The organism is Nostoc sp. DedQUE05, from assembly GCF_034530955.1.
Lineage (GTDB): Bacteria > Cyanobacteriota > Cyanobacteriia > Cyanobacteriales > Nostocaceae > Nostoc.
Genome location: NZ_JAVRCB010000070.1, coordinates 1 through 16,022 on the forward strand (window position 1 = coordinate 1; position 16,022 = coordinate 16,022).

The following is a 16,022-nucleotide window of genomic DNA, read 5'->3' on the forward strand; positions in this document are numbered from 1 at the left end:
GAAGTATAGAGAAATACCCGTGTTTCCATGATTCATCCCGCATTTATGCAACGCCCAAGATTCAAGTACTGTATCTGCGTGGGTGAGATTAAGACCAAACGCAGAAAACTTGGCAAACACAATGCCTGTACCAGAACCAACAGCAGTTTCAACTACTCCCATTGCTGCTACAATTCCAATTGTGGAAGCTTCTGGCTGGGTAATCGATCGCAAGGGAAACATAGAATTAGTAGCACAAGTTCCTCAACTCAACCCCCACAGTCCTTGGCAAACACCTGCTTCCTGTCCTGTATCTCAGGGAGGTGTGAAACATGGCAAAATTTCAGCTGCCAAAGCGAGTAATTAGATTTGCGGTAACTCCCGTACTCCTATTTACCCTTGCTGTTTTCCTGACTATTATCCCTAGTACATTCGCTAAACAAATCCAGACAAATTCACCAAACGAGTTTCACATCCAAACCAATAAACCCCCAGCGACAAAACCACAGGCACTTCTTGAGCAAGGAGAAGGGCTTTATCAAGCTGGACGCTTTACTGAAGCCGTAATTATTTTACAACAAGCTGTCCGTATCTATCAACAAGAAAGCAATAACCTCGCACAAGCCGCAGCGCTGACTAATCTCTCTGTTGTATACCAGCAACTCGGCTCCTGGAAAGAAGCTTATGCAACTATTGACAATAGCTTAAATTTGCTTGGCTGGGATGAGATAAATCAAAAGTTAAATGTCAACAATCCAAAATCTGAATTGTTAGAAATTCTGGCACCAACTCTAAATATTCAGGGCGAATTGCAACTATCACAGGGACAAACTGATGCATCTGTGAAAACATCACAAGAAGCAGAGCAAATTTGGAAGAAATTAGGTGACAATGCTGGAGTAACGCGCAGCCGGATTAACCAAGCACAAGCTCTACGAGTTGCTGGTTTTTACCGCCGTAGCTTAGATATATTGAATGAAGTATCCCAACAATTAACTTCCCAACCTGACTCACCCGTAAAAGTAACAGCTTTGCGATCGCTTGGCAATGTCTTACAACAATTAGGCGAACTAGAGTCATCCCAGACAAACTTACAACAAAGCTTAGAAATCGCTCAACGTCTGCAACTGCCTCTAGAAATTAGCTTGACGGAATTTAGTCTCGGTAATACTGCTAGGTCGTTAAGTAATATTAAAGGTGCGATCGCTCATTATGAAAATGCTGCCAAAATTGCACCAAATTCTCTGGCCAAGGTTCAAGCTCTGATTAATCAGCTGAGTTTGCTGGTCGAAAACGAACGCATCACGGAAGCAAAGTTATTAATACCCACAATCCAATCTCAATTTCCTAATCTGCCTAGCAATCAAGCTGGTATTTATGCACGAATCAATTTTGCTCAGACTTTGACCGCAATTGGTAACAAAAAAGACATTGCAGAGATTCTGGCAACTAGCGTTCAACAAGCCAAAATCATCGGCGATGAACGTGCCCAATCTTATGCACTAGGCAGCTTGGGAGAAGTTTACGAGCAGAACCAACAATGGCAAGAAGCACAGGATTTGACGCAGCAAGGGTTGTTTCTGGCTCAAAAAATCGATGCCTCAGATATAGCTTATCGCCTTGAGTGGCAGTTAGGACGCTTACTCAAAGCACAGGGAAATATCGAAGCCGCCATATCTGCTTATGATGCTGCTGTAACAACTCTTCAATCTCTTCGCAGCGATTTAGTCGCGGTTAATCGAGACGTGCAGTTCAATTTTCGCGATCGCATAGAACCTCTTTATCGACAGTCTGTAGAGTTGCTTTTACAAGAGAAAGGACAAGGAAAACCAGATTTAGATAAAGCACGTCAGCGAATAGAGGCCTTGCAAGTTGCAGAACTCGACAATTTTTTTCGAGAAGCTTGCTTGAGCAACCAATTTGTGGTGCTAGACAAAGTAGTAGACCGCAACAACCCGAATACTGCTATTTTCTATCCGATTATCCTAGATAACTATTTAGAAGTTATCATCAAACTTCCTAAGCAACCGTTGATTCATAAAACTTCTCAAGTCAACCGTCAGCAAGTAGAGCAAGTTATTACAGAAATACGAAAGACAATAGTCCAACCCGATGCCGATCATAAATTTAAAACAGTTTCTCAACAACTTTATAACTGGTTAATTAAACCAGTTGAAACAGACCTTAAAAATAGTAAAGTTAATACTCTAGTCTTTATTCCAGATGGGTTGCTGCGAAATATCCCGATGTCTGCATTATATGATGGCAGAGAGTATTTAGTCCAAAAATACTCTGTAGCTATTAGCCCCGGACTGCAACTATTTACTCCCAAACCTCTAGGACAGAAAAAATTAAATGCCCTTGCTGGAGGACTATCACAACCACCCAAAAATGAAAAGTTTGCACCACTTCCCAACGTTAAGGTTGAACTGAAATTCATTCAGGAATCAGGCGTATCGACAACTACATTATTGGATAAAAATTTTACCAGTACAAATTTAGCAAAAACCATCAACGCTCAAGCTTTTAGAGTTGTTCATTTGGCAACTCACGGGCAATTTAGTTCTAAAGCAAAAGACACTTTTATCCTAGCAGCTGATGGACGCATCAATGTGAGTGAATTAGATAGTTTGCTCAAAAATAGAGAGCAAAAACTAACAGAGCCAGTTGAATTACTTGTTTTGAGTGCTTGCGAAACAGCAGCAGGAGATAACCGAGCTGCATTGGGATTAGCAGGAGTTGCCCTGCGTGCTGGTGCACGGAGTACTTTAGCCTCCCTATGGCAAATTGGCGATGACTCTACAGCTTTATTTATTGATGAATTTTACCGCCAGTTAGTGACTGGTAAAACTACGGCAGAAGCTTTACGCTTTGCTCAATTAAAATTACTTGAAGCTCCTGAATATAACCGTCCGATGTACTGGGCACCCTACGTTATAGTTGGTAATTGGTTGTAAAAATCTAGGTTTATAGATACTTTACTGGATATGAAATTATTAGCGGGTTGGTAATTTTATTAGGGGCATCGTAGCAAGATTATCCAAATTGATTGATTGCAATAAACTTTGCCAATCTTTTTCAAGATATGCATCATTATAATTAGAAATACGTATTTGTGCTAGCATATCTAAAGCGTCAAACCAAATCCCTTTTTTAGCATAAATTATAATTTTTTTTCTAGGCTCATTTGCGGCTTCTAATTGTTGCATAACACGAGCATCTAAATTGATTCTTTTAATGTCCCCTTCTACATATACAGGAATGCTTGCTGTCTCTTGGTTACAACGTACTTTGAAATACCAGCGATATGTATTATCTACTTTTAATGAAGCAGTACTAGCAAGAGAAATACCAATGATGCTTGGCTTTGAAGGTAGGGCGATCGCATTTCTATAGACATCATTTTCGGCGCTATCCTGTAAGCTAAATTCAGCACTTGAATTAGACAAATTCTGAGTATAGGGAATGTAAAACCAAAACGTAGGCCGTTCTAAAGTGGTTAGTCCTTCTACAGTCCCGATAATTGAATTGTTTGTCTGTTTGCCAACCTTTTGTTCCTCTTGAAATGGTACTAAGGCAGTGAGCGGGGTTGAAACCGCAGGACAATTATCTCGACTACCCATTCCTGTTCTACGCCCAGATACAGGACTTAATGGAGCAGGTGCTTTTGGCAAAGTAAAAACTGGTCGAGAAGTAGGTTGTTGAAGTGAAGCAGGTGTTTTAACTGGTTGTGCAGGCTGTTTATTAGTAGTTGGTTGTTTAGTTTGATCTATTACTTGTGCAGAATATTGAGTAGTGCTGCTCAAAATCAAAGCAGTTGTTAAGATCCATTTCATTGACTTAATAGGTACGATTTTTGCTTGTTGCTATCGTCATCATAAAGGTTAACGTAGCATTTGGCGAAATCGATCGTTACCATTTTTTTTGTATGCGATCGCATTTTATTTGAATTGAAGCTACATATATTTACCCCCCGGCTACGCTGTCCCCCCAAGGCATCGAGGGGACTACAGTGGGGTCTTTTTATGTGCATCTTCATACAGAATTGGTATTACGCGATCGCATCCAAGAATTATTCGACCAACTTACTTTTGAGCAGGTGATTTCTGCCTCTTCTTATAATTTTATCCTAGAAGCTCTTTTCTATGCATCTTCATAAAATCCTTGTCGATACTTTTGTAACCACCTTGTTACGGTTGAGCCATCTCTACCCAGTCGTTGGCTTAATTCCTTATGCTGTCTAACTTGTTCTGTTTTTATCCACCACATCATTTGTAAACGTTCTTTTTCAAAAGCTGTGCGAGCCTTCTTGAGACTTTTGGACAAATACTCAGCACTCTCCGATATTTCTACGTTGAAAGGACGTGCCATCGTTTGCTTTTGCTCTTTAATCTTCCATGTTTTTTATTCTATATTTCTATGCAGCCTCATATAGAATTGGTATGACTAACTAAATATTGGAGAGGGGAATTTGAAAAATCAGCAATTGGGTAATTGGCAAACCACAGTTTTGGGAATTGTGTTAGCAATACTGGTGATTATTGGGCTAAATTCCTTTATCATTATTAACCCAGGACAAGCAGGAGTAATCAGCATCTTGGGTAAAGCCAGAGATGGCGCTTTATTGGAAGGTATTCATTTAAAACCGCCTTTTATCACCGTGATAGATGTATATGATTTAACGGTGCAAAAATTTGAAGTACCAGCAGAAAGTTCCACTAAAGATTTGCAAAATTTATCTGCAAGATTTGCAATTAACTTTCGCCTCGATCCGATAAAGGTAGTTGAAGTTAGAAGAAAACAAGGAACATTAGAGAATATTGTCTCAAAAATCATTGCCCCTCAGACACAAGAAGCATTTAAAATTGCCGCAGCTAGAAGAACAGTAGAAGAAGCGATTACCAAACGAAGTGAGTTAAAAGAAGACTTCGATAATGCGTTAGGCGATCGCTTAGACAAATATGGGATAATTGTGTTAGATACTAGCGTAGTTGATTTAGCATTCTCACCAGAATTTGCCAGAGCAGTTGAAGAAAAACAAATTGCTGAACAACGGGCGCAAAGAGCCGTTTATGTAGCACGGGAAGCTGAACAAGAAGCGCAAGCAGACGTGAATCGCGCCAAAGGTAGGGCAGAAGCTCAAAGACTTTTAGCAGAGACACTCAAAGCCCAAGGAGGGCAGTTAGTTCTGCAAAAAGAAGCCATTGAAGCTTGGAAGACTGGCGGCGCTCAGATGCCGAAAGTCTTGGTTATGGGTAATGACTCAAAAAATGGCGTACCCTTTATATTCAACCTTGGGAATGTCCAAAATCAACCGTAAAAGGGAAGTGGGCATGAGACCGCAAGGTCTAAAATGATGGAATTTGCTCTGACCTCAGACAAATTCTCCAATACATTGGACTATTTCCAATTCAAAACCTAAAATCCAAAATGGTATAAGTTGGGTTAGTACAGAACAGTGGAAACGTTCCATTTCATTACAGCCAGAAAGCCCAAAATTCAAGCATGAGTGACTTTTGCCTTGCGGTCCTAGTCCCAACTCAAACACCACAGAAAAGCTAACCAGATAATAGTCGAAGTTTATGTCAACCTCCAATCCTCAAAATCTCACTGCCGAAGAAGCGAAAAAATTACTGAACAAATTCAACTGTCTAGACATTGCCCCTATCCTCAACTCATCAGAAAAAGTAGTAATTCGTAATGCCTTAATTTTGCTCACCAAGCTTACTGATTACCAAATTTTAGGAATTTGTGCTGATACGGCAGAAGAAGGAATATTGGCAATGAAAACCTATTCTCTGGCTTTGGGTTATGAACCGCCAAACAATTTACTTACACCCGAAGGGCCAGTTTATATCAAATTAAATGGCAAAAACGGCTTGTGTTATCTTGATTCCTATGATGGACATCATCGTGGTGTATTAGTATCTTGCCAGTCTTATGACGAAGATGGAATCAACGAAATGTATGGACACCTTCCCTTGGACTTATTTGTATAGAGTTTTGCGAATGTAGGTAAGGTATTTGCCTTACCTACTCACTAATGAAAAACAATTAATGACTTCAATCTTATGAGTATTATTACACTACAATCAGTAAAAAAAGACTTTGGGATCAAGGAAATTTTAAAAGATGCTAGCTTTAGCCTTGATGCTACCGATAAAGTGGGATTAATTGGTACTAACGGTTCAGGTAAATCAACTCTATTAAAAATGATCGCTGGGTTAGAATCCATTGATAGCGGTCAAATTTTAATCAATTCCGGTTCTAAAATTATCTACTTACCCCAACAGCCAGATTTAGATGAAAATCATACAGTTTTAGAGCAAGTTTTCGCTGACAGTGGCGAACACATGGCTTTAGTACGCGAGTATGAAGAACTTTCTGATAAATTGGTTCACTATCCAGATGATAGTCAACTGATGTCTCGCCTTTCTGTGGTGATGCAACAGATGGATACGACTGGTGCTTGGGAATTAGAAACTAATGCCAAAATCATTCTGACAAAATTAGGAATTTCTGATTTTGATGCCAAGATAAGTACTTTATCTGGAGGTTATCGCAAGCGCATTGCTTTAGCATCAGCCTTGCTATCAGAACCAGATGCTTTGCTCATGGATGAACCGACAAACCATCTTGATGCTCTTTCTGTGGAATGGTTACAAAGTTATTTAAATCGCTATCGCGGTGCATTGTTTCTGATTACCCACGATCGCTATTTTCTAGATCGCGTTACCAACCGGATTATTGAAATCGACCGAGGCGACATTTACACCTATTCAGGTAACTATTCATATTACCTCGAAAAGAAAGCTTTAGCTGAAGAATCTGCCGTCAGCAGTCAACGCAAACACCAAGGCTTATTGCGCCGCGAGTTGGAATGGCTCAAAAAAGGGCCAAAAGCTAGAAGTACCAAGCAAAAAGCTCGAATTGACCGCGCTCACGCTCTGCGGGATACTGAATTTAAACAAGTTCAGGGTAAAGTTGATATTTCGACAGTTGGTCGTCGCATTGGGAAAAAGGTTATTGAGTTAGATAACATTTCTAAGGCATACAATGGACGCACTCTGATTAATAATTTCACCTACGAATTTAGTCCAGAAGACCGCATCGGTATTATTGGCGCTAACGGAGCTGGTAAATCCACTTTAATGGATATCATTACTGGACGGGTTAAGCCAGATTCCGGCATTGCAGAAATTGGTAGTACCGTTCACATCGGTTATTTTGACCAGCATTCGGAAGAATTGCTCACAGCCTTAAACGAAAATCAGCGCGTGATTGACTACATCAAAGAAGAAGGAGAATTTGTCAAAATTACCGATGGTACTCAAATTAGTGCTTCGCAAATGTTGGAGCGGTTTTTGTTTCCTGGTAATCAGCAGTATGCTCCAATTAGTAAACTTTCGGGTGGGGAAAAACGCCGTTTATTTCTGTTGCGGGTTTTGATGAGTGCGCCTAATGTCTTAATTTTAGATGAACCGACAAATGATTTAGATGTTCAGACATTGGCAGTATTAGAGGATTATTTAGAAGATTTTGTCGGATGTGTAATTGTAGTTTCTCACGATCGCTACTTTCTCGATCGCACCATCGACACAGTATTTTCCTTTGAAGAAGGCGGTAATCTGCGGCAATATCCAGGTAATTACTCGATTTATCTAGACTATAAAAAGGCTGAAGAAGCACAGCAACAAGCTGCTAACGCTAAGGAGAAACCCAAAAATGCCGAAGTCCAAAATGGTGCGGCTTCACCCAAACAGGTAGAGAATACCAAGCGGCGGAGATTATCGAATTGGGAGAAAAAAGAATTTGACCAGTTGGAAGGTAAAATTGCCGAGTTAGAGGCTGAAAAGGTGGAAACCGAGAAAACACTGGCGAATGTCTCACCGGGGAATTATAGCGAAGTGCAAAAACTCTATAATCAAGTGGAAAATCTTAAGCACGCCATTGATGTAGCGACTGAACGCTGGTTAGAATTAGCTGAAATAGAGTCTTGAAATTACTAGCTAGTAAGCCACGGCGTAAATAAACCGCTCATTCAAAATCAATGAATCGCTGTTAGTAGCTGCTTTCAGGTACGTTTGCCATTAGCTTCTTAGTTTAATTATTAGGGTTTTGCCGAGTTTTTTTACCAAATAAACCAGACATATTTAATCCTGTCACCAACAATCCCAGAAGTCCTAATCCATTCAAAATTGGGTAGATTCCTTGCAGATGAAAGATTTCGCCTGTATGAATACTTAGCAGGAAGCTAGCTGGAACTCCAATACCAATAGACCACTCGCGGACAAAGGTTGTTAATATTCCAGTCAGCACGGTTAACATAAGTGGCACAGATAGGATGATGCCAAGGATACGATGATACTTACGAAATGAACGTTTCATAGTATTTTTCCGGTGGTAGAAACTTTTTCCCAATACGCTAATGTAGGCTCAATATCACCTGAAATGCAAATGAAATGAGAAAAATCGAGTTTTTTCAGACAAGACTCGAACTCAGCAATTGGTGTGAGGAGTCTTGATAGACTCTGTTCTTAGAGGATGTTTGAAAAGTATTTTTAGTAACTTCTTGACCTCGGAAACCTAACCCCCCTAGCCCCCCTTCCCTACAAGGGAATGGGGGTTTTAAAGCCTCTTGACCTTTCGGGGAGAGGAATGGAAGTGGGGTCTCTGGTATACTTTACGACTTTTCAAACAACCTCTTAAGGTAAAGCACAGCAAGTAAAAAACTCGGAAAGAACCAATATTTTCTCTTTTTGAGTTTTTTACCTTGATAGTTTTAATATTTGAATGACAAAAATATTAGGTAATATTTTTGTTGATAGTCAGCGTAAAATATGAACGCTAGTACAAGTCGACGGAAACAAACCTACTATTTCATTACAGCTAGAAAGCCAAAATGAAAGACTTTTGATTTCCGCTTTGTGGTACCAGTCTATACAAACGAGTTTTGATGAGGAGTTTAGAATGAATCGTTTTAATCCAGTACTAATAGTTGCTGCAATCAGCATGATGACTTTGGTTGGATGCAATCAGGCTGAAGAACCTACTGCACAAACGCCACCTGCTGGGAGTTCTATCTCTGATACAACAGCCACTCCGGCTGCGACAACCACCCCTAGTGCAGCAGCCACTCCAGCTGCGACAACTGAATTTCAAGGTCTACAGGGTGTTGTTACCAATACTAAGACCGCAGTTGAGGCGGGAGATTTTACCAAAGCGAAAGGGGAATTTGATAAATTTGAAGATTTATGGTCAAAGGTTGAGGATGGAGTCAAAGCTAAATCTCCCACTACCTACAAACAAATTGAAGATAAAGCCGATGAGATTGAGGCAGGACTGAAAGCCTCTGCACCAAATAAATCGAATTTGTCAACAGCTTTAGGGGTTCTTAACAAGGATGTTACTAGTGTAGCCAAGCCTTAAAAGCCAAATACATAGACTGAGTATTTGTTGGTTAGTCTGCTAGTAGTACGTCAAGTTGAAATTGATAGATAAGCAAGTTTGTAGTAAGGACTTTAGTCCTGATTATTTTAAGCACTAAAGTGCTTACTACAAGCTATCAAAATTAACTTAGACATTGTACACCCCTTCTTTGCTTGCGAAGATGTGAGACAAAGCGTAACTTTGATGGGATGGGGTTTTTCTTGTTTGGATCGCACTTCCACAACATGCTACTATCTCTGATAAACTGCGTAGTTTACCGCACTTCGACAGGCTCAGTGACCACCGTAGGCATCGACTCTGCTTAACACACCCTACCATTTCATCTTTTACTTTTGAGCTTTGGAGAATCGTTTTTCTCCTTTTTATCCTGCAAGCTGCGAATTTTAACCAGCACTGAAATATATTGTTGAGTCATCCAAATCAACGCCTCAATGGATGATTTACCCTGGTCAATCTGGCTTTTAGCTTGAAAAGGAATCAAGAATAGTTGCATTGCCAGCAACAAACCAATGGTTTTACCGAGAATTTGACGGACTTGCATTTGGTTATGCCCCAAAGAGTTGATAGATATAGGTTCTCTTTGGGGTTGTGCCCTGATGCAAATACCCTAATCTTGCTGAAAATGCCTTAGAATCTGGATTACATGAGTTTGGGGTGGTAGTTTCAATCTGGGGTAGCCCCAAATTTCTTACTCAATTTTTTGGATGTAATGCCACGAATTACCTATGGGCCTCAAATTCAAAAGCGAGTCAAGCGTCTCTTAGAGGCGTTGCTTTGTTTTGCCGATAGAGAATTTGAGGATGGTAACTTTAAAATTGAGTTTGACTGGAAAGAAGCAGACAGTGCTAACCCCAAGCTGACTGTGCAGACTACGTTGGTAACATTGGAGTTGCTGACGCAAAAAGATAAATATCCTGGCAAGTTAACTAAAGCGCAAATTCGAGAAGCGCTGAATTTGCTGAAGGATTTTTTGAAGATTCTGGAAGATAACCGTCTGCAAACCAAGGGTGTTGAGGAATGGCACTTTACACTCAAGCTATGGTCAAGAGATAGGGAAAGGAACTTAAAACGGTTTGATGAAGCTTGGGAAAGTAGTAGACCAGAGAAATCGAAATTAAATAACCCCTCTCCAAACCTCTCCCCCACAGGGAGAGAGGCTTTGAATTTTCCCCCTTCCCTTGTAGAAAAGGGGGTTAGGGGGTTAGGTCACACAAGTATATTTCAAGCGCCACCTTTACCTACATACTTTGTAGAACGCCCAGAGTACAGCGATGATTTAAAGACTCGTCTTTTAAATGGTTCATCGTCTGATAGTCGCACTTTAGTAATTACTGCAATTCACGGTTTGGGTTCGGTGGGCAAATCTACTTTAGCTGCGGCTTTAGCCCATAATGCAGAAATACAATCTCGTTTTTGTGATGGCATTCTTTGGGCAACATTAGGTCAACAACCCAATGTGCTGGCTTTACTTAGTGGCTGGGTGCAAGCATTAGGAGACTATAGCTTTAAGCCTACAAGTGTAGAAGCAACTTCCTCGCATTTGCGGACTCTGCTTTATGACAAAGCTGTGTTACTGGTGGTGGATGATGCTTGGAATACCGAAGATGCACAAGCATTTAATTTTGGTGGTGCGCGTTGTCAAGTTTTAGTAACTACTCGTGAAGGTCACATTGCCGATGCCTTAGCAGCCAGCACCTACAGTCTGGATATAATGAAACCAGACCAGGCAATGGAATTGCTGACGAAGAAATTAAGACGCGAGATTACTGGCACAGAACGTCACTCAGCCGAAAATTTAGCCAAAGGCGTTGGTTATCTTCCCCTAGCATTGGAACTTGCAGCCGCCGAAGTAGCCTGTGGTACGACTTGGAATGAACTGCTGGCGGATATTCAGCAAGAAGTTGCCAGATTAACAAGTTTTGACCGACCGGAAGCCGAAGAAATTACCGATGAGGCTAGTTTAAAACGCCTGAGTTTAACCGCATCATTAAATTTGAGTGTCAAGAGAATGCCACCAGAAAAGCAGCAGCATTTCTCTTGGTTAGGGGTATTGCCGGAGGATGTCAACATTAATAAGATGATGGCGGCAACGCTGTGGCAGATGGATAAGCGTGATGCTGCCAAGATGTTGCAATATTTACAGAATAAAGCATTGCTATTAACAGGAGTACCGCTTGCTGATGGTATGCCTACCTATCGCTTACATGACTTATTCCACGATTTAGCTTGTAATTTGTTAACTGCTCCCTCTGAGCCAAAGCACCCAGGAGATTTGGCTGGGTTGGGTTTAGACCTTGCTGATGTTCACGCTGCTTTTTTAAAGAAGTATCGGCAGAAAACCCAGAATGGTTTATGGCATACTTTACTCGATGATGGTTACATTCATCAATATTTAGTTTGGCATTTGGAAAAGGCTGGACAGTTAGAAGAGATTCACCAGTTATTGCGGGAAGAGTCTGCAACTGGAAGCAATGGCTGGTATGAAGCGCGAGAACAATTGGCACAAACTGGCGGTTACATCACAGATATTGCTCGTGCCTGGGAACTAGCAGAAGCAAATTGGAATGAATTAACACTGCCTCAAGTTGTGAGTTTGCAGTGTCGCTATGCTCTAATTACTGCATCTCTGAATAGTCTGGCTGCTAGTATAGCAGTAAAACTACTTGTTGCATTGGTCAAAAACAATGTGTGGACTCCTGAACAAGGGCTAGCTTACACTCTGCAAAACCCAAATCTAGCTCAAAAAGTAAGTTTGCTTGCAGAGCTAGTCAAATATTTGCCACCAAATCTCAAAAAACTAGCACTTCAAAAAGCACTGATTGCTGCAAAGGCTATTCAGAATGAGCGATATCGTGCCTCTGCCTTGAGTACCTTAGCCGACAAACTGCTACCTGAGTTGTTGCCAGAAGCGCTGGCTACTGCAAGAGCTATTCAATCTGAGCATTATCGCGCCTGTGCCCTGAGTGTCTTGGGCGACAAACTAGCACCCGAATTGCTGCCAGAAGCGTTGGCTGTAGCAAAGGCTATTCAAGATGAGCAGTATCGTGCTGCTGCTCCGAGTGCTTTAGCCGAAAATCTGCCGCCTGAGTTTTTGCCAGAAGCGCTAGCTGCTGCGAAAGTTATTGAGGATCAGTCAAATCGCGCTTCTGTCCTGAGTGCCATAGCCGACAAACTGCCACCTGAGTTGTTACCAGAAGCACTGGCTGTAGCAAGGACTATTCAGGATGAGGAGTATCGCGCTTCTGCTCTGAGTGCCTTAGCCGACAATCTGCCACCGCAGTTGTTGCTAGAAGCGTTAGCTGTAGCAAGGGCTATTCAGGATGAGCGGTATCGCGCTGCTGCACTGACTATCTTAGCTGATAAAGAACCATTGGTCTTGCCAGAAGCGCTGGTTGTAGCAAGGGCTATTCAGTTTGAGCTGCATCGTGCTAATGCCTTGATAGCCTTAGCGGACAAACTGCCAATAGTAGTGCCAGAAGCGCTAGCTGCTGTAAAGGCTATTCAGTTTGAGCCGCATCGTGCTGATGCTTTGATAGCCTTAGCGGATAAACTACTGCCTGAGTTGTTGCCAAAAGCACTGGCTGTAGCAAGGGCTATTCAGGATGAGCGGGATCACGTCTCTGTCCTAATTGCCTTCGCTAGCAAAGAACCATTGGTATTACCAGAAGCACTGGCTGCTGCGAGGGCTATTCAGAATGAGCGGTATCGCGCTGATGCTTTGATAGCCTTAGCAGACAAACTACTGCCTGAGTTTTTGCCAGAAGCACTGGCTGTAGCAAGGGCTATTCAGGATGAGCCTTATCGCGCCTCTGTCCTAATTGCCTTCGCTAGCAAAGAACCATTGGTATTACCAGAAGCACTGGCTGCTGCGAGGGCTATTCAGAATGAGCGGTATCGCGCTGATGCTTTGATAGCCTTAGCAGACAAACTACTGCCTGAGTTTTTGCCAGAAGCACTGGCTGTAGCAAGGGCTATTCAGGATGAGCCTTATCGCGCCTTTGCTTTGAGTGTTTTAGCTCTCAAACTACCGCCTGAGTTTTTGCCAGAAGCGCTGGCTGCTGCGAGCGCTATTCAGGATGAGCGGTATCGCGCTGCTGCACTGACTATATTAGCAAACAAACTACCGTCTGAGTTTTTGCCAGAGGCACTGGCTACTGCGAGGACTATTCAGGATAAGCGGTATCGCGCCTCTGTCTTAATTGCTTTTACTGATAAAGAGCCATCAGTATTGCCAGAAGCTCTAGCTGCTGCCAAGTTGATTCAGTCTGAGGAGCCTCGCGCTAATGCCTTGAGTGCCTTAGCTGACAGTTTGTCACAAATGCCATCTACGGAACTTTTCCCCTTTTGGCAAGATATACTTCATGAGCTATCCCTTCGCACTCGCCCTAATTTGCTGCAAGATATTAAGGTATTGTTTCCAGTTATCTTTGCATTAGGTGGTCAAGTAGCAACGGCAGAAGTTGCCCGCGCTATTGTAGATGTGGCGCGATGGTGGAAATAATTTTTAATTCGTAATTCGTAATTCGTAATTTAAGACAGTTAGATTTAATTTGAGTTTACAGACTTGCATCTGTAGCCTGATTTTCGTTAATTGGTATAAGGGGATGCAGGATCTATAGTTTTAAGCTAAGTGCGATCGCCTTTTACAACTACTCAACCCAATTCTCTCTGGTGTCGATGAGTGAGCGATCGCAATTAATCATAAAATCATCAGAGAAATTGTCTAGACTGTCGATGAGAGATTGCCAGGGGTTATCTTTGGCAATGAGAACAATAGCGTTACCAATTTTTTTGATATAGACTTCTGTGCCAGTAAGTTGAAAATCTTCGGGCAAAATAACGATTTGGTGAGTGCCATCAGTGCTGAGTTTGGCTGTGTTCATGATATTACTTTTCGGCATTGCAGTTGCTCATCGTTAAACTATAGATGTAAGCGACTATCTAAAAGTTAAGCAATGCGATCGCTTCTATCTTAGCAGCACCTACAGAAGAGTGGACTTATCGTTCTGCTAACCACGACTGTAAATCAGCCACACTGGTAAAATCTAACAATGCTTCACTCAAGTCTTCCAGAACAGGTAAAGGTAAACCAGTGATGGCAGAACGCATTTCTGGAGTCAGTTCGCCAAATCGCTTTTTTAGCAGTCGCATAACTAGATTCACTGTTGCTTCCTCGCGCCCTTCTTCCTTAATTTCCCGATAAACTCGCGTTTCCTTGAGTGTGATTCCCAGCATCGACTCTACCTCCCTTCTACTTAATTGCTCAAACTTGTACACCATAATCGTCGTAATCATCTCTATTATTATGGCGCGACTTGTGGGTGATGATACTTATTGCCGAGTTCTAGTTAATAAATATCTGGCTTGTTCTGGTGCTTGTTCTTCGTTAACTGTCGTTAATACCATCAGCGCTACCCATAAAGGTAAGGTACGAATATCCCCTAATTCATCTAAATATATTCGATGCACTTGTTCGCCATTGAGCAATGAGCGATGGGGATAAATCTGGCTTTGTTCCAGACTGCGAGATGGGTAAATTATGACTACTTGCCAATCGCTAAATCTCTCACGGTTGCGGTAAAAATATAGTGAGGACTCAGCAAATACTCTTTCGTAAAGCTGTTCATCTTTTTGGAATTGGACTTCACAAAAATACACTACTCCTGCACCTGCATTTTCTGGTGGGAGGAATACGCCGTCAATTTCAAATTTCGGTTCTTTAACTGCTACTGAGTCAAATCGATAGGCACTAGCATTTGTTGGCGGATTGGTCAATAATTCAAATAATAACGTGGGAGATTGTTGAAATAGTTTGTAAAATATCGAGTCTCGGCGCATGAAGTATTCTTATTTTGCTGAACCGAGTCCACACTACCATAGAAATTTTGAGTGATTTTGAAAGTTCTCACTTCGTATGATAATGGCAATCGCCCTTCCACAATAAGCGATCGCACTATCTCTCACAAACTGCGTAGTTTACTGCCGTAGGCATCGCTTATATCGATCTTTTCTACAGAATATTTGCGATCGCTTTTCCATAAACTGCGTAGTTTACCGCCGTAGGCATCGCCCACTCATCCAGTGTTATCGTAAAGAATATTAGGAATTAATTACCAAGGCAGATGACTATTACTGTCAACGTTGCCGAAGCAACTGCCAAATTTAGCGAACTTCTGAGTCAGGTATTGCTCGGTGAAGAAGTCGTGATTGCTGAACAGGGGATTCCAGTTGCACGTTTAGTTGCTCTTATGAATACCAGTTCTCCTCGCATTCCAGGCTTAGATAAAGGTAAAGTGTTTATTGCACCAGATTTCAACGATCCTTTACCAGAAGAAATCTTGAGTGATTTTGAAAATTCTAACCTCGTTTAGTAATGACTTTCTACAGACTGCGATCGCCTATATCGGTCTTTCTTACAGAATAAAGCGATCGCTTACAAGATTTTTCCCTACGCACTCCCCAACTTATGGGAGCAGCTACAGAACTTACGGGAGCAGCTACAGAACTTACGGGAGCAGCTACAGAACTTATGGGAGTAGCTACAGAACTTATGGGAGCTGCTACAGAACTTATGGAAGCTGCTACAGAACTTA

At 41.7% G+C, this 16,022-nt stretch carries 15 protein-coding genes and 1 pseudogene; 9 read left to right on the forward strand and 7 right to left on the reverse strand.

The window, feature by feature from the left end:
- The first annotated feature begins 121 nt into the window (after nucleotides 1-121).
- The gene (locus tag RMZ42_RS32550; RefSeq protein ID WP_322675305.1) at nucleotides 122-346 is read left to right on the forward strand and encodes a hypothetical protein; all 225 of its coding nucleotides are present in this window, start codon (nucleotides 122-124) and stop codon (nucleotides 344-346) included.
- Nucleotides 312-2,936, forward strand: coding sequence for a CHAT domain-containing protein (locus RMZ42_RS32555; protein WP_322675306.1), 2,625 nt, complete (start codon nucleotides 312-314; stop codon nucleotides 2,934-2,936). The genes RMZ42_RS32550 and RMZ42_RS32555 overlap by 35 nt, the downstream gene beginning before the upstream one ends.
- A gap of 39 nt (nucleotides 2,937-2,975) precedes the next feature.
- Here RMZ42_RS32555 and RMZ42_RS32560 read toward each other — a convergent pair whose 3' ends face one another.
- On the reverse strand, nucleotides 2,976-3,815 hold the full coding sequence (locus RMZ42_RS32560) for a DUF928 domain-containing protein (RefSeq protein ID WP_322675307.1): 840 nt from the start codon (nucleotides 3,813-3,815) through the stop codon (nucleotides 2,976-2,978).
- 176 nt (nucleotides 3,816-3,991) lie between these two features.
- Here RMZ42_RS32560 and RMZ42_RS32565 point away from each other — a divergent pair, with 176 nt between their 5' ends.
- Nucleotides 3,992-4,138 (forward strand): hypothetical protein, encoded by a 147-nt coding sequence (locus RMZ42_RS32565; RefSeq protein ID WP_322675308.1) that lies wholly within the window; start codon nucleotides 3,992-3,994, stop codon nucleotides 4,136-4,138.
- Here the strand turns inward: RMZ42_RS32565 and RMZ42_RS32570 are convergent.
- Nucleotides 4,123-4,350 (reverse strand): helix-turn-helix domain-containing protein, encoded by a 228-nt coding sequence (locus RMZ42_RS32570; RefSeq protein ID WP_322675309.1) that lies wholly within the window; start codon nucleotides 4,348-4,350, stop codon nucleotides 4,123-4,125. The genes RMZ42_RS32565 and RMZ42_RS32570 overlap by 16 nt on opposite strands.
- 100 nt (nucleotides 4,351-4,450) lie before the next feature.
- On the opposite strand from RMZ42_RS32570, the gene RMZ42_RS32575 reads away from it, so the two are divergent.
- The 3 genes from RMZ42_RS32575 (at nucleotide 4,451) to RMZ42_RS32585 (ending at nucleotide 7,979) form a co-directional block, all read left to right on the forward strand.
- Nucleotides 4,451-5,299, forward strand: a complete 849-nt coding sequence (locus tag RMZ42_RS32575) for a prohibitin family protein (protein WP_322675310.1) — start codon at nucleotides 4,451-4,453, stop codon at nucleotides 5,297-5,299.
- Between the two features lie 262 nt (nucleotides 5,300-5,561).
- Nucleotides 5,562-5,978: a DUF1824 family protein gene (locus RMZ42_RS32580; RefSeq protein WP_322675311.1), complete on the forward strand. Its 417-nt coding sequence runs from the start codon at nucleotides 5,562-5,564 to the stop codon at nucleotides 5,976-5,978.
- A gap of 72 nt (nucleotides 5,979-6,050) precedes the next feature.
- On the forward strand, nucleotides 6,051-7,979 hold the full coding sequence (locus RMZ42_RS32585; protein WP_322675312.1) for an ABC-F family ATP-binding cassette domain-containing protein: 1,929 nt from the start codon (nucleotides 6,051-6,053) through the stop codon (nucleotides 7,977-7,979).
- A 103-nt stretch (nucleotides 7,980-8,082) separates the two neighbouring features.
- Here the strand turns inward: RMZ42_RS32585 and RMZ42_RS32590 are convergent, their stop codons facing one another.
- Nucleotides 8,083-8,367: a peptidase gene (locus RMZ42_RS32590; RefSeq protein ID WP_174708855.1), complete on the reverse strand. Its 285-nt coding sequence runs from the start codon at nucleotides 8,365-8,367 to the stop codon at nucleotides 8,083-8,085.
- Nucleotides 8,368-8,949: 582 nt separating this feature from the next.
- Here RMZ42_RS32590 and RMZ42_RS32595 point away from each other — a divergent pair.
- On the forward strand, nucleotides 8,950-9,408 hold the full coding sequence (locus RMZ42_RS32595) for a DUF4363 domain-containing protein (RefSeq protein ID WP_322675313.1): 459 nt from the start codon (nucleotides 8,950-8,952) through the stop codon (nucleotides 9,406-9,408).
- Nucleotides 9,409-9,748: 340 nt separating this feature from the next.
- Here RMZ42_RS32595 and RMZ42_RS32600 read toward each other — a convergent pair whose 3' ends face one another.
- The gene (locus tag RMZ42_RS32600) at nucleotides 9,749-9,970 is read right to left on the reverse strand and encodes a hypothetical protein (protein WP_322675314.1); all 222 of its coding nucleotides are present in this window, start codon (nucleotides 9,968-9,970) and stop codon (nucleotides 9,749-9,751) included.
- 168 nt (nucleotides 9,971-10,138) lie between these two features.
- Between RMZ42_RS32600 and RMZ42_RS32605 the strand changes: the two genes are divergently transcribed.
- Nucleotides 10,139-13,930 carry an NB-ARC domain-containing protein gene (locus tag RMZ42_RS32605; protein ID WP_322675315.1) on the forward strand — a complete coding sequence of 1,264 codons (3,792 nt, stop codon included), beginning with the start codon at nucleotides 10,139-10,141 and terminating at the stop codon, nucleotides 13,928-13,930.
- A 148-nt stretch (nucleotides 13,931-14,078) separates the two neighbouring features.
- On the opposite strand, the gene RMZ42_RS32610 is transcribed toward RMZ42_RS32605, so the two are convergent.
- Nucleotides 14,079-14,312 carry an AbrB/MazE/SpoVT family DNA-binding domain-containing protein gene (locus RMZ42_RS32610; RefSeq protein WP_322675316.1) on the reverse strand — a complete coding sequence of 78 codons (234 nt, stop codon included), beginning with the start codon at nucleotides 14,310-14,312 and terminating at the stop codon, nucleotides 14,079-14,081.
- 115 nt (nucleotides 14,313-14,427) lie between these two features.
- Nucleotides 14,428-15,267, reverse strand: a pseudogene (locus RMZ42_RS32615) (Rpn family recombination-promoting nuclease/putative transposase).
- Nucleotides 15,268-15,551: 284 nt separating this feature from the next.
- On the opposite strand from RMZ42_RS32615, the gene RMZ42_RS32620 reads away from it, so the two are divergent.
- Entirely contained in the window at nucleotides 15,552-15,800 is a 249-nt protein-coding gene (locus RMZ42_RS32620; RefSeq protein WP_322675317.1) for a type II toxin-antitoxin system Phd/YefM family antitoxin, read from the forward strand.
- Between the two features lie 10 nt (nucleotides 15,801-15,810).
- On the opposite strand, the gene RMZ42_RS32625 is transcribed toward RMZ42_RS32620, so the two are convergent.
- A partial coding sequence (locus RMZ42_RS32625; RefSeq protein ID WP_322675318.1) for a hypothetical protein occupies nucleotides 15,811-16,022 on the reverse strand: 212 nt, incomplete at its 5' end.